This is a genomic window from Alteromonas ulvae (assembly GCF_048987005.1).
Lineage (GTDB): Bacteria > Pseudomonadota > Gammaproteobacteria > Enterobacterales > Alteromonadaceae > Alteromonas.
Window position 1 is genome coordinate 2,863,221 of sequence record NZ_CP185261.1, and the last position, 24,063, is coordinate 2,887,283.

Consider the following 24,063-nt stretch of genomic DNA (forward strand, 5'->3'; position numbering starts at 1 on the left):
ATCTACTATCGAGCTTTAACCGAATCGGTCAGCACTGAGGCATCAAAAATTGATAGCAGCGCTTGAATCGTTTCATCAGTTTGTACTACTGAATGTGCATGCGCCTGGCGCATCGCATGAATATCTTGCTGCAGTGCAAATGGTGTTGAATTTGGTGAGCCTACCGTAATATTCACCGTTACGTTCTCTCCCAGTCCATGATGCAGTGTGTCTAGCAATTGCTGTTTTGCACTCTCATTGAGTAGATGCGACTGACTATTGTCAATTTCAAGGGACACATTACCGTTATCTCGAGAAAAAGAAGCATGAAGGAACAATTGTTTTAAAAGCCCTGCAATTGGCATCTGCTCAACTAAGTTACTCCACTCATCTATTTGGCTAGCATGAGTAAGTTTAGTTCCATCTTCGAGGTATGCACTTAAACTACCGCTTTGTGAGGTGGATCTTGCGTTTAAATCATTGCCCACAGCATCTTTTCTTGGCGAATTTTCTGCACTGAGCTGAAGGTTGCTATCTTGGCCAAAATCGCTCTGCTGATTACTAATAGTCTGATTGACAGGCTTTAAAGGCTCTTGTTCAGTATTTGCACTCACTAATGAGTCGCGCGCCGCAGTATTATTAGAAGCTACAGTGTCATTGGAAGCAAAAGAACCGTTGCTATGTTTAGTCTCCCACGGCGGTAGATCTTCTGTAAAAAAGCCATCTTCAGAATGCGCTTGCGATGCACCTTCTTGTGATGTGCCTGGCTGTGAGGCTGCTTCTTGTAATGAGCCTTCGTTTGATAAAGCGGTCTGCGAATCAGGCTGCGAGTCACTCGCAAACGGCATATCTTCTTCAAATTCGGCATCGAAAAACTCGTCATCATCGAATGCATTACCTTGGCCGCTGTCGTCGCTGTTCACAGGGGGCTGAACATATGGTACGTTGGGCGAGCTTATTATAGTAGAGCTTGTATTGTCAGAGGCTGTATTCGCTGAGCCTGATAAACCAGTAACCACTTCATTATTGCTAAACTCAATCCCAGACATTTGAGATTGAGGTTGGAATTGATTTTGGTCTGATTGCTCTTGTTGAATTTGCTGCTGCGAAGGTTGCGCTTGGTTATTCAGCGCTGATGGCGTTGCGGTCGCATTTGAAAATCGAGAACGCAGAGTATTAGACATCCTATCAGCGGCATCCTGCGAAGGACTCTCTGCAGATATCTGGGCTTTTTTATCTTCTGAGTCTTGCGCCTTGCGCTGTTTCATCTTTTGTCTAAGCGCGAGCATACTTGCAGTAGCACTTAACTGCTCTTCTGGAGAGGGTTGTGCAGTATCAGGCGAAATATCTTTCGAACCGCTCTGCTCACTATCAGCGTGGTGAGAAAAGCTATCATCTATACCTGATGGATACTCTTCATCACTGGCAGGGGGCATATCATCCATGTAGGCATCTAACGGAGGCTCATCATCCGAAAATGGCGATAAATCACGCGGCGGATGCGAAGCTCCAGAGCTCGAGTTTAACTGTTGCGGCTCGAATTTCTCTGGTTTCGGCTGTTTCAGCTCAATTTGCACAGGTTCAGACTGCTCAAACACTTGCCGCTGTGACTTACTAAGCTGTGACTCACTATGCTGGGACTCATTCGGCTGGGATTCTCGCAGTTGCGAATCAGAGTCAACGTTTGCTATGTCGGCGTGATTGGCAATATTCTCAGCATCAGCGGAGAGTTCAGGTACAGGCTTTACATCTGGTTCAGAAGTTACATTATGAGCGGGTTGCCCTTGAACCTGCGGCTCTGCAGTTTCTGCTTTTTGTGTGGCATCTGCAAGAGTTTCGCTTTTAAACGCTTCCTCTTGCTTACCGACGTTTCCCGGATCACCAGTCAGTGATTCAGGGTTAGCCATAACGGGGAGATCGTGTTCACTACCTCCGCGTTCAATGGTATCAGTACTATTATCAGGAGGCGTTGCGGGAGCGAACGACATCATTCGCATTAATGTCATTTCAAATGCACTCTTACCATCGGCCGCAAAAGGTAGGTCTTTTCTTCCCTGAATTGCAATTTGGTAGAGCAACTGTACTTGTTCAGCAGGAATGGTTTTAGCGAGCTGATATATCGCTTTTGCTGATGTTGTCTCTAGTTTGCATGCCTCCGGCACCCATTGAGTCAGGGCAATCTGGTGAAGTAAACTTGCTAATTCACTATGGACATTATCGTAATCTGGTGCCTGCTCAGCCAAGTCGTTGACTAACTTAATCACATCACTTGGCGTCTTATTTATCAACGCATTGATTATTTTGAGGAGCTGGTTTTTATCCATTAAACCAAGCATATCGGTAACCACCGAGGCTATTACTTGGTTTCCGCCCTGTGCAATTGCCTGATCAGTTAAGCTGAGCGCATCTCTCATACTGCCTTGTGCGGCTCTAGCAAGCAACGACAGCGCTTGTGGCTCGAAGCTTAATTGCTCCTGCTCAAGAATGTGAGTAAGTTGACCAACGATTTGTTCGCGCGACATTGCCTTCAGATTAAACTGAAGACAGCGAGATAAAATGGTAATAGGCAGTTTTTGTGGATCCGTTGTCGCCAACAGAAACTTTACGTGAGGTGGCGGCTCTTCTAGCGTCTTTAGCAAGGCATTGAAACTGTGTTTCGAGAGCATGTGTACCTCGTCTATAAGGTACACCTTGTAGCGGCCGCGTGTGGGCTTGTACTGCACATTGTCAAGAAGCTCACGCGTATCTTCTACTTTCGTTCTTGAAGCCGCATCAATCTCTAGCAAGTCAACGTAATTTCCTTGCTCAATTTCTTTGCAAGTATGACACTGTCCGCAGGGGTTAGCTCCCTGGCCTTCTTCACAATTCAGGCTTTTAGAAAAAATACGCGCTATGGTCGTTTTTCCTACGCCTCTTGTGCCAGTGAATAAATAGGCATGATGCAAACGATCGTTATCTAAGGCATTTGAAATGGCTGACACCACATGCTCTTGACCGACAAGCTCACTGAACTTCCCTGGTCGCCACTTTCTTGCTAATACCTGATAACTCATTGCTGCACTCTTCGCCCTTCTGCGCTATCTTGCGATTTGTTGACTGGCTACTTACTCGCCTTCAAACTCACAAATTGAATAGCTCTCAATGTTTAATTCAGTCAATTTTTTATGACCACCCAAATCGGGTAAATTAATGACAAATCCAGCGTGATTTAACTCACCACCCAATGAGCGAATAAGTTTGGCCGAAGCAGCAATAGTTCCGCCAGTGGCTAGTAAATCATCAATCAACAGTACTTTGTCACCGGGGACAATTGCATCGCGGTGAATTTGTAGTGTATCTGTGCCATATTCTAGCTCGTAGCTTTCGCTCACGACTTCTCTTGGCAGCTTGTTAGGTTTGCGTACTGGAATAAATCCGATACCCATTTCAATTGCTAAAGGCGCCCCAAACAAAAAACCACGTGCTTCGGTACCCGCGATCTTTGTAAATCCCATGCCCTGATATTTCTCTACGAGCAACGAGATACAACTGCTAAACGCTTTGTGATCTTCCAAAACGCTAGTTACATCTCTAAATAATATGCCTGGCTTTGGATAGTCAGGAACAGTTTTCACTACTGATTTTATATATTCTGCAGTCACGATAATACCTTATATGTCTGCTTTATAACCAGAACGTGAACCAGCCGGCGATGATATGCATCAACGGAAAAGCGAGTAAAGTTACTAATGAGGCCAAAAAATACCATTTGTTATAGACTTCTTTAAAATCTTCATTGTCAGCCATATGCACTACCTAAACAATAATTGTGAACAAAAAAATGGTCGTAAATGTTAATCGAAAGCAAGCCCGATTGACAGCGCTAATATAGTTAAACGCTCACAATAAATACAGTTGGCTAATAAAGTTAATAATAGATACTTTAAATGACAAAACTTTGAACACTATGTCGTCTCTATTTCTAAATTTTCAGATTTATGCTGGTATTAATATCCCTTTTTGCAACATATCTGCGACAGTTTGCTCTACTCCTGCTAGTAGCGTTGACTGGGGAATAGTCGGTGCTTGCTCGATAAGTTGATTGGCTATAGCCGCCAGTGAAAGTCCTCTCTCAGCAACATCAACTGTATGTACTAGCATGGCAGTCATCGCGGTTAAATGAACAAATTGAACTTGATATTCTTCATTTCGATACACGACATAATACTGGGGCACATCTGTTGGCGTGTCAGGCATATGATCAGGACCTATAAGATGTACTGCATACGAATATGACGCTAACGTGGCGTATGGTGAAACTTTCACATCGGTGATGTCTTGGCCTGGTTTGTAAAACGAGTTGTCTTCAGTACTTCTTCGCGTTGCCACATCTAACTCTAACCATTCATAATGAGCCAGTTCACCTGAAAATGGCGGTAACGCAATACCAAAGTTGGGAGAGATGGCTAAGTACTCAACGAACTCTTTACTTATTTTATTGAAATAAGGAGACTTACACTGGTGCTCAATAAAAAACTGCCGGATTATTTGCTTCCATTGCTCTTCGCCATGTTGGACAGTAATAATTGATTTTAGGACTGGAAGTGCTGAGCTTACAAAACTATCTAGGTTACTGAAAAATAATGATTGATAGATTTTCATGCGTCTTGCGTGGTCTTCATCTTTTGGTGTAAAAGTTGAAGGATCTTTTATCGCTTGTACAAATTCCCACTGACTTTGTTGTAACGAGTACATTATGCAACGCCTCTATTTGGCGAAATACTTTCTAACTGCTGATGCTTTGACTGTATCGCTTTAATTCTACGAACTTCGTTGAGTAAATTGTCCACAGCTGGAATGTTGAAGTCACGTTCTAGCAAGGTGGGGTAAACACCATGAACGCTATAGGCATAATCTAACAGCTCCCATACTGGCTCAATAACATCAGCACCGTGGGTATCCACTTTTAAATCTGCCGCCTCGTCGTAATGTCCTGCAATGTGACCGTAAACTATCTTGTGAGAGGGCAGTCTTTTAATGAACTCATGTGGTGAATAGCTATGGTTAATACTATTCACATACACGTTATTAACGTCTAGCAACATAGAGCAGCCTGAATCAGATAAAATAGCGTTGGTGAATTCAAGTTCAGAGATGTTCTGATCAGGCGCAATATAGTAAGACACATTTTCTAATACGAGAGGTCTCTCGAGAATATCCTGTACTTGCTTAATCCTAGAGACTACATGCTTAATCGCCTCTTCAGTAAAGGGAATAGGCATTAAATCATACATATGACCGTTCCCAGAACAGTAGCTTAAATGCTCGCTGTATAGACCTATATTATTGGCATCTAAAAACTGCTTCACGATTTTTATAAACTCGATATCAAGCTTATCACCACTGCCTATTGAAAGAGACAGTCCATGGGTACTAAACGGTGCTTGTGCAGTGGCCTGTTCAAATTGTTTTTGATAGATGCCACCAAGAGGGATCCAATTTTCAGGTGCCACTTCCCAAAAGTCCACATCCCTAGGAAGAACTGGGAAAAGTTCATCAAGCATTTCACGTCTGAAGCCCAAACCTGCCCCTTTGATATTATTCACTTATTGTCTCCAAGCACTGCACTGAAAAAAAAGGCCATCAATTGATGGCCATCTTAAGGATAATAGTAGGCAATGTTTACATGCTACCGCACTTACCTTCACCGCACTTACCTTCTTTTGCCGCTTTATCGCCGCCGCACTTGCCTTCCTTCGCAGCTTTATCGCCGCCGCACTTGCCTTCTTTTGCAGCCTTATCACCGCCGCACTTGCCTTCCTTCGCAGCTTTATCACCGCCGCACTTGCCTTCCTTCGCAGCTTTATCGCCGCCGCACTTGCCTTCTTTTGCTGCCTTATCACCGCCGCACTTTCCTTCGCCACACTTTCCTTCAGCTGCAAATTGGCTATATCCTGACTCAAGAGATTGCATACCGAATGGGTTTGATTCGGCTAACGCTGCACTTGACGCTAATGAACCGGCGACTACTGCGCCTAATGCTGTTGCAAGTGATGTTTTTTTAACTCGTTTCATTTTTTATCCTCAGGGGTATTTGCTCTATTGCGTAACCACACAATGAGTGTTCAAAATATAAGACCGAGGTGTTAACAATTTGCTTTCAAAAATTTTTAACTATCTTTAATATATTAAAATTTCAAAAGGTTGCGTTATTTAACGTCTCAGGATAAATGTTTGAACCTCTTATCACTGCCTCATTAAAACATGTTCCATTATCGTTTCTTCATCGATAGCCTGGCTATAGTTTTCCAATTTTTGAAGAAGGTCACCATTGAATTTACTTTGGTGTGATACCGCGAAAAAAGTTGGGATATTTTTTCGTAAGGTAATTGAATTAGTTTCTTTACTCAGCGGTTTGTCACCAAGAAAATAATAAAATGGTCTCTCATATGTAATAAGGTTCGCAGTTCTATCAAACAGAAAAAGCTTGATTGAATCGACACTTGTGGGCATATCTACAAAATAATACCCTTCTTCTATTAAACGTTTCCGCTCACCAACATAATCATAGCCTCTAATAGCCGCGATCGATTTTTCATTCGAACGTGCTCTATTTACTACTTTCATAATAATTAAATTAGTAACTGGCTTGTCTATAAAAGTAGCATGGTTATCAAGTGCAGCAGTCCCTTTAACATTAACTGTGATGTCTATCTCGCCTTTCTTCACCCTTTCAAATAACCGTATAGGGGGAATACATTCAATCTTAATATTATAACCAAACTGCTTGAGGATCTTTGAAGACATTTCCACTACCTCACCATAACAACGGCCGGTTTCGCTGTCTTTTATCACTAGAGGTGGAAATACAACAATTCCCAAGGTAACTGTCTTTGATTGTTCTTGTGCATAACTAGACAATGGCAACATGGCTGCGAAAAGCATTGTAACAAGGATTATAGAATTACAAAAAAAACGCATCGAGTTACCAAAAATAAGAACTGAATATTAATGATAGTCTATATATCACTATTTATTTGAAAGACACAATTTCCTACAATTACTATGACTATATAAGGTATGAAAATCTTTACGGAATAAGTACTCGTTAAATAACTGGGGGCAGAAAGCAAAAAACCCGCCGATAAGCGGGTTTTTCTTAATGGGACCTGGCAGTGTCCTACTCTCACATGGGGAGACCCCACACTACCATCGGCGCTAATACGTTTCACTTCTGAGTTCGAAATGGAGTCAGGTGGTACCGTATCGCTATGGCTGCCAGGATAAAACTTTTAGTGCAGAATCATGACTTCTGCGCAAGGAGGATCAACAGTACTCTCAAGAGTCTATTTAATCATCATTGCTTAATAACTAACAATTTGAGAAAGATAATATTAATTCAATCAGTGAGTAACTACTTTTCACTCTACTTGCTGCTCTTTATCAGAGCTTAGCTTGTCTACAACACTCAAAAGCCTAAAGCTTCTTGGGTGTTGTATGGTTAAGCCTCTCGGGCAATTAGTACAGGTTAGCTTAACGCCTTACAACGCTTCCACACCCTGCCTATCAACGTCATCGTCTATAACAACCCTTCCAGACCTTTAAGGTCAGGGATGACTCATCTCTGGGCCGGCTTCCCGCTTAGATGCTTTCAGCGGTTATCCGTTCCGAACGTAGCTACCGGGCAATGCCATTGGCATGACAACCCGAACACCAGCGGTTCGTCCACTCCGGTCCTCTCGTACTAGGAGCAGCTCCCATCAATCATCCAACGCCCACACCAGATAGGGACCGAACTGTCTCACGACGTTCTAAACCCAGCTCGCGTACCACTTTAAATGGCGAACAGCCATACCCTTGGGACCGACTTCAGCCCCAGGATGTGATGAGCCGACATCGAGGTGCCAAACACCGCCGTCGATATGAACTCTTGGGCGGTATCAGCCTGTTATCCCCGGAGTACCTTTTATCCGTTGAGCGATGGCCCTTCCATACAGAACCACCGGATCACTATGACCTACTTTCGTACCTGCTCGACGTGTCTGTCTCGCAGTTAAGCTAGCTTATGCCATTGCACTAACCTCACGATGTCCGACCGTGATTAGCTAACCTTCGTGCTCCTCCGTTACTATTTGGGAGGAGACCGCCCCAGTCAAACTACCCACCAGACACTGTCCACAATCCCGATAAGGGACCAATGTTAGAACATCAAACATACAAGGGTGGTATTTCAAGGACGGCTCCACACATACTAGCGTACGTGATTCATAGCCTCCCACCTATCCTACACATGTAGGTTCAATGTTCAGTGCCAAGCTGTAGTAAAGGTTCACGGGGTCTTTCCGTCTAGGTGCGGGTACACAGCATCTTCACTGCGATTTCAATTTCACTGAGTCTCGGGTGGAGACAGCGTGGCCATGGTTACACCATTCGTGCAGGTCGGAACTTACCCGACAAGGAATTTCGCTACCTTAGGACCGTTATAGTTACGGCCGCCGTTTACCGGGGCTTCGATCAAGAGCTTCGCTTACGCTAACCCCATCAATTAACCTTCCGGCACCGGGCAGGTGTCACACCCTATACGTCCTCTTACGAGTTTGCAGAGTGCTGTGTTTTTAATAAACAGTCCCAGCCACCTGGTCACTGCGGCCCTCGTCCGCTCAAGGAGCAAGTCCTATCACAGATAAGGGCGTACCTTCTCCCGAAGTTACGGTACAATTTTGCCGAGTTCCTTCACCCGAGTTCTCTCAAGCGCCTTAGTATTCTCTACCTGACCACCTGTGTCGGTTTGGGGTACGGTTCATATAATCATACGTTTAGAAGCTTTTCCTGGAAGCAGGGCATCAACAACTTCACTCCCTTGGGAGCTCGTCTCGCGTCTCAGCTTTAAGAATCCGGATTTACCTAAATTCTCGGCCTACTCGCTTTCACTTGGACAACCAACGCCAAGCTTGCCTAGCCTTCTCCGTCCCTCCATCACTGATTATATAAGTACGGAAATATTAATCCGTTTCCCATCGACTACGCATTTCTGCCTCGCCTTAGGGGCCGACTTACCCTGCCCTGATTAGCATGGGACAGGAAACCTTGGTCTTCCGGCGTGGGAGTTTTTCACTCCCATTATCGTTACTCATGTCAGCATTCGCACTTGTGATATGTCCAGCAAGCTTTACAACTCACCTTCATCCACTTACACAACGCTCCCCTACCCAGAGGACATCCTTAACCCCACTCCACTGTGATAAACGCTTTACCAGCAGGCCGCTTCGCGACGTTGCTGTTAGCTTTCATCATAAATGAAGTTAAGTGATGTCCTCTGCCGCAGCTTCGGTATATTGCTTAGCCCCGTTACATCTTCCGCGCAGGCCGACTCGACTAGTGAGCTATTACGCTTTCTTTAAAGGGTGGCTGCTTCTAAGCCAACCTCCTAGCTGTCTGTGCCTTCCCACATCGTTTCCCACTTAGCAATATTTTGGGACCTTAGCTGGCGGTCTGGGTTGTTTCCCTCTCCACGACGGACGTTAGCACCCGCCGTGTGTCTCCCGGATAGTTCTCATTGGTATTCGGAGTTTGCAAAGGGTTGGTAAGTCGGGATGACCCCCTAGCCTTAACAGTGCTCTACCCCCAATGGAATTCGTCCGAGGCTCTACCTAAATAGATTTCGGGGAGAACCAGCTATCTCCCGGTTTGATTGGCCTTTCACCCCCAGCCACAAGTCATCCGCTAACTTTTCAACGTTAGTCGGTTCGGTCCTCCAGTTGATGTTACTCAACCTTCAACCTGCCCATGGCTAGATCACCGGGTTTCGGGTCTATACCTAGCAACTCAACGCGCAGTTAACACTCGCTTTCGCTACGGCTCCGCTATTCGCTTAACCTTGCTACTAAATATAAGTCGCTGACCCATTATACAAAAGGTACGCAGTCACCCCATCACTAAGCACCCTGCTTGATTTGGCGGTTTACCGTTGGCTGATTTCTCTTATTAAGAGCTAAGTCAACGTTAACGCTACATCAAACGGGTTATTATGCGTTGTGAGTCACATCACTAAAGGCACTTAGTGATGGGGCTCCCACTGCTTGTACGTATACGGTTTCAGGTTCTATTTCACTCCCCTCACAGGGGTTCTTTTCGCCTTTCCCTCACGGTACTGGTTCACTATCGGTCAGTTAGGAGTATTTAGCCTTGGAGGATGGTCCCCCCATATTCAGTCAAGATAACACGTGTCCCGACCTACTCGATTTCACTGTAAAGCACGCTTCGTGTACGGGGCTATCACCCGGTATCGCTCCTCTTCCCAAAGGATTCCACTACACACTAAACAGCTTAAGGGCTGCTCCCCGTTCGCTCGCCGCTACTAGGGGAATCTCAATTGATTTCTTTTCCTAAGGGTACTTAGATGTTTCAGTTCCCCTCGTTCGCCTCGTTACACTATGTATTCATGTAACGATACCTGTAAACAGGTGGGTTTCCCCATTCGGACATCTGTGGCTCAAATGCATTTTGTCGGCTCACCACAGCTTTTCGCAGACTTACACGTCCTTCATCGCCTCTAACTGCCAAGGCATCCACCGTATACGCTTAGTCACTTAACCATACAACCCTAAAAAGCCTTGAGTATCGGCCTCGTCTCCGCCTTTTGAATTCGGACACGGGTAATGTTGTATGCATGACAAGCTAATCGGAAGAATTGCCTTGCTATCTTCTTTGTCAACCGAACGCGTCGATTGACCCGCCTTGCGGCGTTGTCGATAACAAGCAATTCAAGTCAAGTAGAGTAAAAAGTGCGTCTTTCGACTTCTCAATTACTCTTCTGATTGATTACTATTAATATCAGCTTTCCAAATTGTTAAAGAACATTCGATGTTTCCTGCTATTGCAGTACTATCATCTTTAGGGTAAAAAACCCTAATCAATGCTTACTTAAAAAGTAAATATTCATTAGGATTTCATTATCAATTGACACGCTACTTAAGCAATCTTCCAATTCGCTTGGTGAAGGTAGTTTCAACGCGAGAAACGCAGTGTGCGCTAGCACATGAGTATCGCAGCGATTGAAAATAGCAAAACCAAGTAGAATTGGTAGGCTTGGGCAGACTTGAACTGCCGACCTCACCCTTATCAGGGGTGCGCTCTAACCAGCTGAGCTACAAGCCTATTTTTCAAGCCGGCCGGCGTTGTGACCTCACCGCTCTTATTCGAGGGCAGGGCTGCAACCATCCGAGCTAAAAGCCTTCAGTTACTTCGCTTATTCAAGCTCAAACTCAAGTAGATGGTGGAGCTAAGCAGGATCGAACTGCTGACCTCCTGAATGCAAATCAGGCGCTCTCCCAGCTGAGCTATAGCCCCGTAAACTTGTGTCGTTCTTTATTTTCTAGACAAAACAATCTGTGTAGGCACTGCATCAAGGGCGTCATCGACGTAATGGTAAGGAGGTGATCCAACCCCAGGTTCCCCTAGGGTTACCTTGTTACGACTTCACCCCAGTCATGAAACACAAAGTGGTAATCGTTCTCCCGAAGGTTAAACTAACTACTTCTTTTGCATCCCACTCCCATGGTGTGACGGGCGGTGTGTACAAGGCCCGGGAACGTATTCACCGCAATATTCTGACTTGCGATTACTAGCGATTCCGACTTCATGGAGTCGAGTTGCAGACTCCAATCCGGACTACGACATTCTTTAAGGGGTCCGCTCCACATCACTGTCTCGCTTCCCTCTGTAAATGCCATTGTAGCACGTGTGTAGCCCTACACGTAAGGGCCATGATGACTTGACGTCGTCCCCACCTTCCTCCGGTTTGTCACCGGCAGTCTCCTTAGAGTGCCCAACCTAATGCTGGCAACTAAGGACAAGGGTTGCGCTCGTTGCGGGACTTAACCCAACATCTCACGACACGAGCTGACGACAGCCATGCAGCACCTGTGTCAGAGTTCCCGAAGGCACCAATCTATCTCTAGAAAGTTCTCTGCATGTCAAGTGTAGGTAAGGTTCTTCGCGTTGCATCGAATTAAACCACATGCTCCACCGCTTGTGCGGGCCCCCGTCAATTCATTTGAGTTTTAACCTTGCGGCCGTACTCCCCAGGCGGTCTACTTATCGCGTTAGCTTCGCTACGCACGCCTTAAAGGCACACACAGCTAGTAGACAGCGTTTACGGTGTGGACTACCAGGGTATCTAATCCTGTTCGCTACCCACACTTTCGCACATGAGCGTCAGTCTTTGGCCAGGGAGTCGCCTTCGCCACTGATGTTCCTCCAGATATCTACGCATTTCACCGCTACACCTGGAATTCCACTCCCCTCTCCAAGACTCTAGTCTGCCAGTTCTAAATGACCATCCCAAGTTGAGCTCGGGGCTTTCACATCTAGCTTAACAAACCGCCTGCGTGCGCTTTACGCCCAGTAATTCCGATTAACGCTCGCACCCTCCGTATTACCGCGGCTGCTGGCACGGAGTTAGCCGGTGCTTCTTCTGTTGTTAACGTCACGGTGAGCAGGTATTAACTACTCACTTTTCCTCACAACTGAAAGTGCTTTACAACCCGAAGGCCTTCTTCACACACGCGGCATGGCTGCATCAGGGTTTCCCCCATTGTGCAATATTCCCCACTGCTGCCTCCCGTAGGAGTCTGGACCGTGTCTCAGTTCCAGTGTGGCTGATCTTCCTCTCAGAACAGCTAGAGATCGTCGCCTTGGTGAGCCTTTACCCCACCAACTAGCTAATCTCACTTGGGCCTCTCTTTGCGCCGGAGCCTAAGCCCCGTTTGGTACACAAGTGCACATTATGCGGTATTAGCAGTCGTTTCCAACTGTTATCCCCCTCGCAAAGGCAAGTTCCCAAGCATTACTCACCCGTCCGCCACTCGTCAGCGATGTGCAAGCACATCCTGTTACCGTTCGACTTGCATGTGTTAGGCCTGCCGCCAGCGTTCAATCTGAGCCATGATCAAACTCTTCAATTAAATATATCGAATTATGAATCGTCGTATAGACACTCTTAACGAGTGCCCACACAGATTGTCTTGTCTACATTGTTAAAGAACGTGGTTGCTACTGCAACCTCACCGTAAGCCGTTGCTTTTTGGTGGCTCACTCCGTTTGAGTGAGGTGCGCATTATACGCTGGAAGTTTTTGCTGTCAACACTTTTTGAAAATTTATTTTCGTAAAGCACACTTCGAAACTCCCGTCTTTACTGGCCTTAGCGGTTAGTAAAGACTTGCTTCCTCTTAGTCAGAGTGGGTAAGCTGTTTGGCTTTTCCCCCGAAGCGGCTGCGCATTCTACTTATCTCTAGTCCGCCGTCAATAGACTTTTTAAAATAAAAAGCAAAAAAGCGACCAAGTGGTCGCTTTTTAATCTTTTTACCTGTTTATTATCAATAACAATTACCGTTCATCTGGGCTTAGCAAAAACCGTGTCGTCTTAATGGCTGTCAACACGGCCGACACGTCGCCCATCTATCTTACCTTATCGTCATTGTTAGACTGACTATTAGTATTACCAGACTCATTTTTAAAGTCAGCATCTTCTTCATGGTCGCCAACAACATCATCTAGAGTGACTTTATCTACCGTTCTAAATGTATTGATTGGACCAGCAAGCGCATAAAGCGCAAACACAATAAAGAGGACCAATGCTGGTTCTGTTGCTACTACCACAAAAATTAACAATACGAGTAATAAAGCAACGAAAGGTACTTTACCGTGCCAATTGACTTCTTTGAACGAGTTATACTTGAAGTTACTCACCATTAACAACCCCGCTAAGCCGGTTACGACGGCTACCACAAGACCATAGTCTGTGCCGACAACATCGTATTCAACGCCAACCCACACTAGGCCAGAAACAACCGCAGCCGCTGCCGGGCTTGCTAACCCCTGGAAAAACCGTTTGTCTGCAATACCCACTTGCGTATTGAATCGCGCTAGTCTTAATGCAGCACCAGCTACATATATAAATGCCGCAAGCCACCCTAGTTTACCTAATTCCGTTAGTCCCCAATTGTAGGCAACCAACGCAGGTGCCATACCAAACGAGACCATATCAGCCATTGAGTCGTACTCGGCACCAAAGTCGCTTTGTGTGTTCGTCATACGTGCCACCCTGCCATCTAAACCGTCAAATATCATGGCAATAAAGATAGCGACCGCCGCTGCTTCGAAACGACCATTCATAGATGACACAACCGCAAAGAAGCCTGAAAACAGACCCGCAGTAGTTAACAAGTTGGGAAGCAAGTATATCCCTTTACGCTTTTGTTCAGACATATGTCCTCATAGCTCTACATATATAATGATGTAATTATTTCATAGATATTAGTTTGCGCATAGTAAAGTAGAGTGTGTGGCTATTTATAAACGTAATCAGCCGCCTTTTATATGCTCTTCCTAATAGCGGTTTGATTGAATATCGTTCACTGCTTATCTACTTTTCACTGTAATTAAATGTGCCTGTGTAAGAGACGTCTGACTGTCTAGGAGATGCCTGTCCGTGGAAAGACAAATTGCAACGAAATAACTAAGTATCAATGCAAATACCTAACTACTCACATACTTTCTATACTATTCGGTAATACACGGAGCGCCCCCAAAAGGCCGTCCGCTAATTATGAGAATTCATCCCCACCTACTACGTACAGCTTGGGTCAGAGGAGAGTAACAATGTACAAACAAATTCGCATTCAGCCACGTCTTATGTTCTTGGCTTTATCGGTGCTACTTGCACTTGCGGTATCGGTATCTCCAGCCCACGCTAAAAAAGACAAAGATGCTTTTAAAAACTGTAATTCAAAAAACGCACAACATATTTGTAATTCTTCATTAAGCGAGAAGGTTTATGACACCAAAATCAATACCTCATACGACTTAATAAATAATGGCGTTTTCCACGGGACTGACGCTGCAAGCTCTGATGTAACCGTTAACGGGGTGAATATTTCAATCGCAGCTTTTGCAGATACACAAAATGTTTACAATGAGTTTGTTGTTGGTGCAAGCTTAGAAAAAATATCTGACCGATGGGCATATGGGGTTACAAACAATGATGAAGCACACTATTACGGCTGGTCTGATCATGCCATTGATAATGTGAACCATTACAGCCAAGGCAGCGATAATGCCAAACATAGTGGCATGACGAATGTTGAACGTGATTACGATTTTGTTTTGTTATCTTTTGATAGTGCCGTCACGCTCACGGGCGCTGGGTTTTCATGGGTCGCAAATACGAACGATACCCAAGTTTCCGTTGCATCTCTTAGCAGTATTTCAACACTTACTTCTGGCGTTAGCACGTGGAGCGATATTGTAGCTGATGCATTAACTGCAGCTTCGTTTGATATAAAGAGTTCGGGTAATCCAAATTATGCTGCTAATTTTACCTTTAAAGAAGCTGCGAATTATTGGCTGGTTGGTGCTTACAATACTGTTTTTGGCGAAATTGGCGGGTATGTGGGGAATGACGCTTTTAAATTAGCAAACATTAGTTTTTCACCAGAATCGACGCCAGCTCCTGAATCCTCCACCGAGGTAGCAGAACCTACTACGATAGGGCTATTGGCAGGGTGTTCTTTGTTTATTGTGTGGCGTCGTAAACAATTTCCAGCGTAATTATTCCTAAGACCTAATGAGTTGTCAGTTTTTTTTACGTTTACTGTAGCAACTTCAAAAAATGTCTATAAATACAAAGCGTTAAATTTAGGCATGAAACGTGCTTACAACTCAAATATTACTATTTTTTTGCGTTGTAAGGTAAAACATGAAGTTTCACAAAATTTTAATTTTTTTATTGACCGCTGTAAGTACGTCAGTTATGGCAACAGACAGCAGCCTAGCAAGTGCCACATATAAGTTAGCAAAAAACAATGGTAGCAGTAACTTTACCGAAACAACAGATGCATTGACTAGCTCTTCTTACATTACTATTAATGGCGTGGACATAAAAGTTGGTGTCACTGCATGGTCTGATTCTGGAACAAATAACCCTGACAATGTTTTAGAAAATGGTTCCATACAAGGATGGTGGTCTGGTGGAAACGTTGGCTATGGTATAGAAAACTCAGACTACCATTGGGGTGGTGACAGTCATGCTATGGACAATAGCGGAGACGGTGGCGGAGTTGATTTTGATATGTTCTTACTATCATTTAGCGAAGCCGTTACGCTCGGCGGTGCATCATTTACGTGGGTAGAAGGTAGTAACGGCAATAAAGAAGTTACGGTAGCAGGCTTAAATGACATATCCGCTTTCGAGAGTGGTGCAAATTCAACATGGTCCTCAGTAACTAGCGCTATTGTCAACAATACGTTAGGTCACTTCGGTATCGGAAGTAAAGGCAGTAATAATCTTTTCGAGTCTAAATTCGTTGATATTACTGGAAGCGCAAAATATTGGCTTGTTGGCGCGTATAACACAATATTTGATACAAACTCTAACGGTCATTTTAATAGTGTGGAATTGAAACTGTCTTCATTGACCGTTTCTCAGGAAAAGCAGACTCCAATCACTGAAGTCAGTGAACCAGGCGCTCTTGCACTCATGAGCTTAGGTCTTGGTCTAGTGCTTTACAGACGCAAACGTCGCGCTTAATTGTTTTAAAACAGTTAAAAAACACGTATCTTTACAAGGTGGCTTAGGCCGCCTTTTTTTATGCTATTTTTATGCTTGAGTAGGGCAAACCCAAAGGTAACTATGAACTTGTTTAATAATAAAAAGCGCGTTGTTAAACGCGCTCTCTTCTCTGTCATCGCCACCTCTTTTTTCACAGTGAATGGTTTTGCCACTACATCTGAAGATTACGAGAAGGCGTTAACGGCGTTTAATCAAAGTGAATATGACGAAGCGTATATACACCTCAAAAATAGCCTTCAAAAAGACCCTGAAAATTTAGCCGCTAAAATTCTGATGGGAGAAATTCTACTCATCAATGGCTATCTTACTGCGGCAGAAATAGAGTTTGTAGAAGCGCTAGAAATGGGTGCCGATATTAACTTGTTGGCTGAGCCCTTAGGAAATACATGGCTGTTTTTGAACAAATACCAGGATATCGTCGACTTTAGCGAGCTTGATAAGCTCTCTGGTGATTCCGAGCAAGAATGGCTGCTTATTCGCGCCACTGCATGCATTCGTTTAGGAAATGAAGCTTGTGCGCTTAAAGATTACAACGCACTGTTATCTCGCGCCCCCAACTTTGTGCCTGCGATAAACGGTTTAGCCTCCATTGCTCTTCAAAGCGAAGATCTAACGAAGGCGTCGACGCTTATCAACAGAGCTATGGATGCAGAGCCGGAAAACGCGATAACGTGGCGATTGAAAGGCCAACTTGCTTATCGTCAGGGCGATAAAGATGCCGCAACTGCGCACTTACAAAAAGCGTTAACCTTTAATAGAGACGATCCAATTGCTCTGCGCAATCTTGTAGACCTTTACTTAGAAGCTAAAGACTACGACACCGCGAAACTGTTTGTTGACGAAATTATTGAAGATACACCCAACGACCCACTGGCTATTTTGCTTAACAGCTGGCTGCAAAGTCGAGACAACGAACAGGCCATAGACAATAAAAAGCTAAAAGAGCTCAATGAATTTATGGCGCAGTTAGACCCCGAACTGATTACCTCACAACCAATGCTGCTGTATATCAGTGGGCTGACTAACTTTTTCAATAACAATATGGAAACTGCAGCTAAAGATTTCAGTACTTACTTGCAAAGAGAGCCTGACGACCTTCAAGCCGTGTTAATGCTCAGCCAAGTTTATATGGCTACACAGCAAGATAAGCAAGCGTTGTTGCTGCTTGAACGCCATCAGGAAGCGCTTATGGAAGACCCCGATTCAGCGCTTATGCTTGGCAATCTTTTTATAAGCCAAAACAAAGCATTTAAAGCAGAACGTTTACTGCAAAACTTAGAGTATAAATATCCTGGCGAAGGTAAGTTACAGCTTTTCAAAATTAAGCTGATGGCCGCAAGAGGCAAACGAGAAGAAGCGCTTTCTATATTAGAAGACAATTTACCGACGTACCGTGACAATGCAGGTTTCTTATTTACTTACTCACTAATGAACTTGCAAGCCGAAAAATTTGAAAAAGCATTGAATGGCGCAGACCTCCTTGGTGCCCTATTCCCTGATGAAGCTGAAGTGTATAACTTGAAGGCAGGCATTTTAATACGTCAGGGACTTTTAGAAGAGGCAAAAACCAATATTGATAAAGCGCTGGAACAAAACCCTACATTATTCTCGGCGAAATTCAATTTGGCCGCCACGCAGAGTAGATTAGGCAATGTGGAGAAGTCTAATGAGCTTATCGAAGAGTTGTTAACGCTATCTCCTCAGCACAACGAAACCTTGATGCTTAAGGCATTCAACCTGTCAAAAGCAGGCGAGTTAGATAGTGCCAAGCAAATTTACCTCGATATTCTCACGCTAGCACCAACAAACATGACAGCTAGAGAACGAGTGTCATCTTTATATCAACAGCAAGGCGACACCAAAAGCGCGCTTTATCATTTAGATCTATTGCTGAAAGACGACTTTGATAATGCAGAATACCTTCTTCGCAAAGCTTCCTTGCAAATACAAACAAACGAACGAGCTGATGCAGAGAAAACACTGAGTATTGTCCGCAACTTTATCAACGATGATGCAGGTAAATTAATCACCTATACGGAGCAGGTTCGCGCTATTGATAATAACGGTGCAGCAGAGGCTGCCATGGCAAGAGCCTATGAAATTGCCAACAGCGATACATTTGTTACCTTACGTTACGCGAGCTTATTGTTAGATTTACAGAGCAATGAAAAAGCAAAAACATTGCTTGGCAGTTTATCGAAAGAACAGCGACAAAACCCAGTTTATTACTTCTTAACAGGTAGGCTTAGCGCTAACTTAGGCAATAGCGAAGCCGCAGTTAAGGACTACAAACGCGCACTGGCTATTGACCCACGTTTTGCCCAAGCCTTTATCGCTATTTATAACTATGCTCTAAATGAACAATTTGTGGATGTTTTTCTAAACACAGCCCGTAAGATGGTCGAAGAAAATGCTAATAACTTACTGGCCAAAAATTTACTCGCGCAGTATCTATTTTTTATTCGTGATTTTGAGGAGTCAACGGCTCTCTATGAAGAACTCATAAAAGAGCCTAACCTCCTAAATCCGGCTGAAGCTTACAATCGCTTAGCGATAATGAGTTTAGAAGCGTCACTAGTCACCGCGAGAAACTATGCGCAAAAAGCCTATGAGCTCCAACCAAACTCAGCAAGTATTTTAGATACCTACGGCCATATAAAAGCATTACGCGGTGAGTATGAGCAAAGCTTGCAAATGTTGCGTGACGCTTTTGCTAGAGACGCAAAGGATCCGAACATTCGCTATCACCTTGGGTTTACCCTTGCCAAGTTAGGTCGTATCGATGAAGCGAGAAAAGAGTTGGAATACGCGGTAAATGTAGAGCGCCCGTTTTTTAAGCGCCCTAAAGCAAAAGCACTGTTAGAGAGCTTATAATAGAAAGCTGATTACGCGCTTTTCAGCTTTCGCTTAAGCGTTTGGGTTGGGCTTAACTTAGCTTGGCTTAACAAAGTTCTATTAAGGCCACCCGATTCAAGAACAACATCTCACAAACACTACCCGCAACATGCACAGTTACGGGCGTGTTTGTCCATTTTGCCAATCCCCGGGTTAAACGTATTGGTGGGATCTAATTCTTGATAAAAACGTTGTAACGTAGCCTCTGCATCATATATATGCCCCACATTGTGCTCAGCCGGGTACTTTGCTCCGCGATTATCGAGCAGTGCTAGCATGTCAGCCTTAACTTGCTGTGCATCGGCCCCCTTTTTCAGCACATAATCTTGGTGAAAGACATGGCAAAAAAAGTGGCCATAATATAACGCTTTATCTATATGTTGGGTTATGTGCTCAGGTAAGTTTTCTAACCAGCTTTCGTCATTGCGCCTAAGCGCAATATCTAGGGCTAACACTTCACCTACTTTATCTTCATTGAGCGTTTGATATCGAATGGCAGCGCCTGCCGCAGCGAATCGCAACAAGAAGGCTTTCGACGCTTCCTCTTTGTTGCAAACAATAAATGCGCCTTCTTTCTTCTCTGTATCAAAAAGATGCCCTAAGTAACGTTTCGCTTCCTCTATTCCTTGATTACTCATTTTAAGAATAAGATGGTGTTCATACTGATCTCGAAATTGGGTTAACGATTCGGGTAAAAACTGAGGAAAGAGACCACCCGCCAGCTGCATTACCTTGTCGGTTAAATGGTTAGGAAGCACTGTTGAACGACGAAGTAACGCATCAATACGACCTTTAGCAGCAAATAATTTGGGAAGTGCAGCTGTGCCTAGGTGATGGATGCATAGGCAGGTGTCTTTTCCATACTTTTCTGCAATGTTGAACATGTCTCTGTGTAAATACTCCCCTACCTCGGGCAATTGCGAGAACTGAGCCAACATATCACGCCTAATTTGCGTTAACACCGCCGGATCATTAGTGCCAATATAGAAGGTTTGCTCTTCTTCAGGTACTTCAAAAGTATCAACCACAACCGCAAAAATCGCGATTTTACCAGCGCACCCGCTAGCCTCGAACAGCCTAGATGGGTCTGCGTTAAAGCGGCTGGGGGTATCGGCATTTATATTTCGCACTATGTCTTCATAATCACTGGCCGATGCTTTTTTATCTGTCGGTATTTTATCTTTCTTAAAGTGGCCCGAAGAGAGGTTTGTAATTATGTCTTCTGGAGTTTCACCGAGTTCGATACCCAAGTGATTGACCAAACCTAGTTTGCCATTTTTATCCACCTGAGCGTATAGCGATAGTTCAGTATACGCTGGCCCCCGTTTAACGAGCGCTCCGCCTGAATTATTCGCTATCCCTCCCACTATTGAGGCGCCTAAACATGACGAGCCGATTACAGAATGTGGCGCCCTTCCCAATGGCGCCAATTTCTTTTCAAGATTATGCAGAGTTGCCCCAGGAAAGCTTATGGCTTGCAAACCATCATTGATAAGAACGATGTCGTTTATCGCTAGAGTATTGATAACCACCACAGGCCTATCGTAGTCACTGCCACTCGGGGTAGATCCTTCGGTAAGCCCTGTATTTGCGGCTTGCATAATAATAATGCAATTTTCGGCCACACAGATAGTGAGCACTTTCCAATATTCCATTAGCGTTTTGGGAAACAAAACCGCAATAGCGTCGCCGCCACCTGAACGCCAGCCAGTTCTATAGTGTTCGGTGTTCTCATCACTTACAGAGACGCCGCTTTCTCCTAACACCCTTTGAAATTGTTCAATAATATCTTTTGTTTTCACTGATGCTCTTTTTTACTTTCACCGTTCACACCAATAATACCGCCTCTACAAGACGAAGACCATGAACTAAGAGCGCACAACAAAAGAAGCGGGTGTTTTACCAACACCCGCTCGTTGTTTACTGTAGTAGTCTAGCCGTCTGTAAACGTCGCAACCTAATAAAGATTCAGCTATCTATTCATTCACAATAAACAATTTCTCATCGTTGGCATCTATCTTGACCGTAGACTCTGGCTCTAACTCTCCTGAAAGCAATTGCTGTGCTAACGGGTTTTCTATTTGAATTTGAATCGCTCGTTTGAGCGGCCTTGCCCCAAAGATAGGGTCGAAACCAGATTCGGCTAGCTTGTCCATTGCGCGGCCAGTCAGAGTGAGCTTATATCCTTTCTCCGCTAGCCTTGCTCTTAATGATGCAAGCTGGATTTTTGCTATCGCTTTTATCTGCTCTTTGCCCAAGGGATGAAACACAACAATGTCATCAACACGGTTTATAAACTCAGGGCGGAAGTGTTGGCCCACCACATTCATTACCATCGACTTCATTTCATCATACTGACTTTCATCGTGCTTATCTTGAATAACGTCAGAACCAAGATTTGACGTCATGATCACAACGGTATTTTTAAAATCCACCGTGCGACCTTGCCCGTCGGTTAAGCGCCCATCGTCTAGTACTTGCAGCAAAATATTAAATACATCGGGATGAGCTTTTTCCACTTCATCTAAAAGTATCACTGAATAAGGCTTGCGACGAACGGCTTCGGTTAAATACCCACCTTCTTCATACCCTACATAACCAGGAGGAGCGCCGACAAGGCGGGAAACCGAGTGTTTTTCCATAAACTCAGACATGTCTATTCTGATCATGGCATCTTCGGTATCAAACATAAAACCAGCCAATGTTTTACAGAGCTCCGTTTTACCCACCCCCGTAGGCCCTAAGAATAAAAATGAGCCTATGGGACGGTTAGGATCTGCTAACCCTGCACGAGAGCGGCGTATGGCATTAGATACCGAGTGCACAGCCTCTTCTTGCCCCACTACACGCTTGTGCAGTACGTCTTCCATTCGCAATAACTTATCCCGTTCACCTTCCAACATTTTAGATACAGGAATGCCGGTCCATCGAGACAACACATCGGCAATTTCATTATCCGTTACTTTGTTTTTGACTAGCTTAGTTTCGCGGGTTTCGCTCTCTGCGGCTCGCTCTAGTTTTGACTCTAGTTCAGGAATACGACCGTACTGGAGTTCAGACATGCGATTAAGATCTGACGCTCGACGAGCTATTTCTAAATCTAATTTCGCTTGCTCCAGTTCGGATTTAATGGTCTGTGTACCTTGCATGGCCTCTTTTTCATCTAGCCACACTTTTTCAAAATCGGCATATTTAGTTTCAGCCTGCTCCCGTTCAAGCTCTATCATTTCTAAACGCTTGTGACTGGCATCATCCGTCTCTTTCGCTAACGCTTGTTCCTCTAGCTTTAGCTGAATAATCCGACGCTCTAGCCTGTCCATATCTTCAGGCTTAGAGTCTATTTGAAGTCGAATACTTGATGCGGCTTCATCGATAAGATCAATGGCTTTATCAGGCAGCTGTCTGTCACTTATATAACGATGAGATAAACTTGCAGCTGCTACGATAGCAGGGTCGGTAATATCAACAGAATGATGGAGCTCGTAACGCTCTTTGAGGCCCCGCAAAATAGCAATAGTATCTTCTACACTTGGTTCTTCAACCAGTACCTTTTGAAATCTGCGCTCTAACGCCGCGTCTTTTTCTATATACTGACGATATTCGTTGAGTGTGGTCGCTCCCACACAATGAAGTTCCCCGCGAGCTAGCGCTGGTTTGAGCATATTGCCTGCATCCATAGCGCCATCACCTTTACCGGCTCCCACCATGGTATGAAGCTCGTCAATAAAAAGAATGACTCGTCCCTCTTCCTTCGACAACTCATTAAGAACCGCTTTTAGGCGTTCTTCAAATTCACCGCGATATTTAGCGCCAGCAATAAGAGCCCCCATATCTAAAGACAGAACTCGCTTATTCTTAAGCCCTTCGGGTACTTCACCGTTAATAATTCGCTGCGCTAGCCCCTCGACAATTGCCGTTTTACCCACACCAGGCTCACCAATTAATACCGGGTTGTTTTTTGTACGGCGCTGTAACACTTGAACTGTGCGGCGAATTTCATCGTCTCTGCCAATGACTGGGTCAAGTTTGCCCTGCTCCGCTCGTTCGGTAAGATCGGTAGTATATTTTTCCAATGCTTGACGCACATCTTCCGCATTGGGATCGGTAACCGTTTGGCCGCCACGCATATCGTCAATTGCCGCCTCTACCATGTGTTTGGTCACGTTGAGGCTTCTTAGAATTTCTCCTAATCGGCCTTTATCGTCGATAGCCGCAACAACAAAAATTTCGGAGGTGATATAGTCATCTTTGCGCTGTTGTGCAATCTTGTCACACATATTGAGCAGAATAATGCTGTCTTTACCTAGCTGAACTTCGCCGCCAATACCCTCAATACGAGGTAGCCTCTCGATAGCTTGGCTTAATGCAGAACGCAGTGCGTTAACGTTAACCTTTGCCTGATCAAGCAATGTTCGAATAGAGCCGCCCTGCTGATTAAGCATGGCCGTCATTAGGTGGACAGGTTCTATGTATTGGTGATCTCGACCCAATGCGAGTGATTGAGCATCGGATATAGCGAGCTGAAATTTACTGGTAAATCTGTCTAATCTCATAACCTCAACCTTAAAATGAATATTTC

At 44.5% G+C, this 24,063-nt stretch carries 12 protein-coding genes, 2 tRNA genes and 3 rRNA genes; 3 read left to right on the forward strand and 14 right to left on the reverse strand.

Annotation, left to right across the window (positions count from 1 at the left end):
• Window positions 1–5: 5 nt before the first annotated feature.
• From dnaX to pssA, 12 genes are all read right to left on the reverse strand, one after another.
• Window positions 6–3,032 (reverse strand): DNA polymerase III subunit gamma/tau, encoded by a 3,027-nt coding sequence (dnaX, locus tag ACOJR9_RS12550; protein WP_420933295.1) that lies wholly within the window; start codon window positions 3,030–3,032, stop codon window positions 6–8.
• Window positions 3,033–3,083: 51 nt separating this feature from the next.
• Window positions 3,084–3,620: an adenine phosphoribosyltransferase gene (gene apt, locus ACOJR9_RS12555; RefSeq protein WP_420933296.1), complete on the reverse strand. Its 537-nt coding sequence runs from the start codon at window positions 3,618–3,620 to the stop codon at window positions 3,084–3,086.
• A 334-nt stretch (window positions 3,621–3,954) separates the two neighbouring features.
• Window positions 3,955–4,713: a DNA-binding domain-containing protein gene (locus ACOJR9_RS12560; protein ID WP_420933297.1), complete on the reverse strand. Its 759-nt coding sequence runs from the start codon at window positions 4,711–4,713 to the stop codon at window positions 3,955–3,957.
• Entirely contained in the window at window positions 4,713–5,564 is an 852-nt protein-coding gene (locus ACOJR9_RS12565) for a DUF692 domain-containing protein (RefSeq protein WP_420933298.1), read from the reverse strand. The genes ACOJR9_RS12560 and ACOJR9_RS12565 overlap by 1 nt, the downstream gene beginning before the upstream one ends.
• Before the next feature lie 76 nt (window positions 5,565–5,640).
• Entirely contained in the window at window positions 5,641–6,033 is a 393-nt protein-coding gene (locus ACOJR9_RS12570) for a hypothetical protein (RefSeq protein ID WP_420933299.1), read from the reverse strand.
• A gap of 171 nt (window positions 6,034–6,204) precedes the next feature.
• Entirely contained in the window at window positions 6,205–6,888 is a 684-nt protein-coding gene (locus ACOJR9_RS12575; protein WP_420933300.1) for a hypothetical protein, read from the reverse strand.
• A gap of 237 nt (window positions 6,889–7,125) precedes the next feature.
• A 5S ribosomal RNA gene (gene rrf / locus ACOJR9_RS12580) occupies window positions 7,126–7,241 on the reverse strand.
• Between the two features lie 214 nt (window positions 7,242–7,455).
• Window positions 7,456–10,553, reverse strand: a 23S ribosomal RNA gene (locus ACOJR9_RS12585).
• Window positions 10,554–11,038: 485 nt separating this feature from the next.
• A tRNA-Ile gene (locus ACOJR9_RS12590) sits at window positions 11,039–11,115 on the reverse strand.
• Between the two features lie 116 nt (window positions 11,116–11,231).
• Window positions 11,232–11,307: transfer RNA gene (locus ACOJR9_RS12595), tRNA-Ala, on the reverse strand.
• A 79-nt stretch (window positions 11,308–11,386) separates the two neighbouring features.
• Window positions 11,387–12,923 (reverse strand): 16S ribosomal RNA (locus tag ACOJR9_RS12600).
• Together the 16S, 23S and 5S rRNA genes with 2 tRNA genes alongside form the textbook arrangement of a ribosomal RNA operon.
• Window positions 12,924–13,417: 494 nt before the next feature.
• A complete protein-coding gene (pssA, locus tag ACOJR9_RS12605) occupies window positions 13,418–14,227 on the reverse strand; it encodes a CDP-diacylglycerol--serine O-phosphatidyltransferase (RefSeq protein ID WP_420933301.1) in 810 nt (269 codons plus the stop codon).
• 393 nt (window positions 14,228–14,620) lie between these two features.
• Between pssA and xdp1 (ACOJR9_RS12610) the strand changes: the two genes are divergently transcribed.
• The 3 genes from xdp1 (ACOJR9_RS12610) (at window position 14,621) to prsT (ending at window position 19,463) form a co-directional block, all read left to right on the forward strand.
• The gene (gene xdp1, locus ACOJR9_RS12610; protein ID WP_420933302.1) at window positions 14,621–15,568 is read left to right on the forward strand and encodes an exosortase-dependent surface protein XDP1; all 948 of its coding nucleotides are present in this window, start codon (window positions 14,621–14,623) and stop codon (window positions 15,566–15,568) included.
• A gap of 148 nt (window positions 15,569–15,716) precedes the next feature.
• On the forward strand, window positions 15,717–16,547 hold the full coding sequence (xdp1, locus tag ACOJR9_RS12615) for an exosortase-dependent surface protein XDP1 (protein WP_420933303.1): 831 nt from the start codon (window positions 15,717–15,719) through the stop codon (window positions 16,545–16,547).
• 102 nt (window positions 16,548–16,649) lie between these two features.
• Window positions 16,650–19,463, forward strand: a complete 2,814-nt coding sequence (prsT, locus tag ACOJR9_RS12620) for an XrtA/PEP-CTERM system TPR-repeat protein PrsT (RefSeq protein WP_420933304.1) — start codon at window positions 16,650–16,652, stop codon at window positions 19,461–19,463.
• A 119-nt stretch (window positions 19,464–19,582) separates the two neighbouring features.
• Here prsT and dld read toward each other — a convergent pair whose 3' ends face one another.
• Both dld and clpB read right to left on the reverse strand, forming a co-directional pair.
• A complete protein-coding gene (gene dld, locus ACOJR9_RS12625; RefSeq protein WP_420933305.1) occupies window positions 19,583–21,286 on the reverse strand; it encodes a D-lactate dehydrogenase in 1,704 nt (567 codons plus the stop codon).
• Between the two features lie 174 nt (window positions 21,287–21,460).
• Window positions 21,461–24,037, reverse strand: a complete 2,577-nt coding sequence (gene clpB, locus ACOJR9_RS12630) for an ATP-dependent chaperone ClpB (RefSeq protein WP_420933306.1) — start codon at window positions 24,035–24,037, stop codon at window positions 21,461–21,463.
• Window positions 24,038–24,063 lie beyond the last annotated feature (26 nt).

Excerpts from the sequence above, each read along its gene's own strand:
- dnaX (WP_420933295.1), bottom strand. The coding sequence starts at position 3,032 with ATGAGTTATCAGGTATTAGCAAGAAAGTGGCGACCAGGGAAGTTCAGT.
- ACOJR9_RS12560 (WP_420933297.1), bottom strand. The coding sequence starts at position 4,713 with ATGTACTCGTTACAACAAAGTCAGTGGGAATTTGTACAAGCGATAAAA.
- ACOJR9_RS12570 (WP_420933299.1), bottom strand. The coding sequence starts at position 6,033 with ATGAAACGAGTTAAAAAAACATCACTTGCAACAGCATTAGGCGCAGTA.
- ACOJR9_RS12575 (WP_420933300.1), bottom strand. The coding sequence starts at position 6,888 with ATGTTGCCATTGTCTAGTTATGCACAAGAACAATCAAAGACAGTTACC.
- pssA (WP_420933301.1), bottom strand. The coding sequence starts at position 14,227 with ATGTCTGAACAAAAGCGTAAAGGGATATACTTGCTTCCCAACTTGTTA.
- xdp1 (WP_420933302.1), top strand. The coding sequence starts at position 14,621 with ATGTACAAACAAATTCGCATTCAGCCACGTCTTATGTTCTTGGCTTTA.
- xdp1 (WP_420933303.1), top strand. The coding sequence starts at position 15,717 with ATGAAGTTTCACAAAATTTTAATTTTTTTATTGACCGCTGTAAGTACG.
- prsT (WP_420933304.1), top strand. The coding sequence starts at position 16,650 with ATGAACTTGTTTAATAATAAAAAGCGCGTTGTTAAACGCGCTCTCTTC.
- clpB (WP_420933306.1), bottom strand. The coding sequence starts at position 24,037 with ATGAGATTAGACAGATTTACCAGTAAATTTCAGCTCGCTATATCCGAT.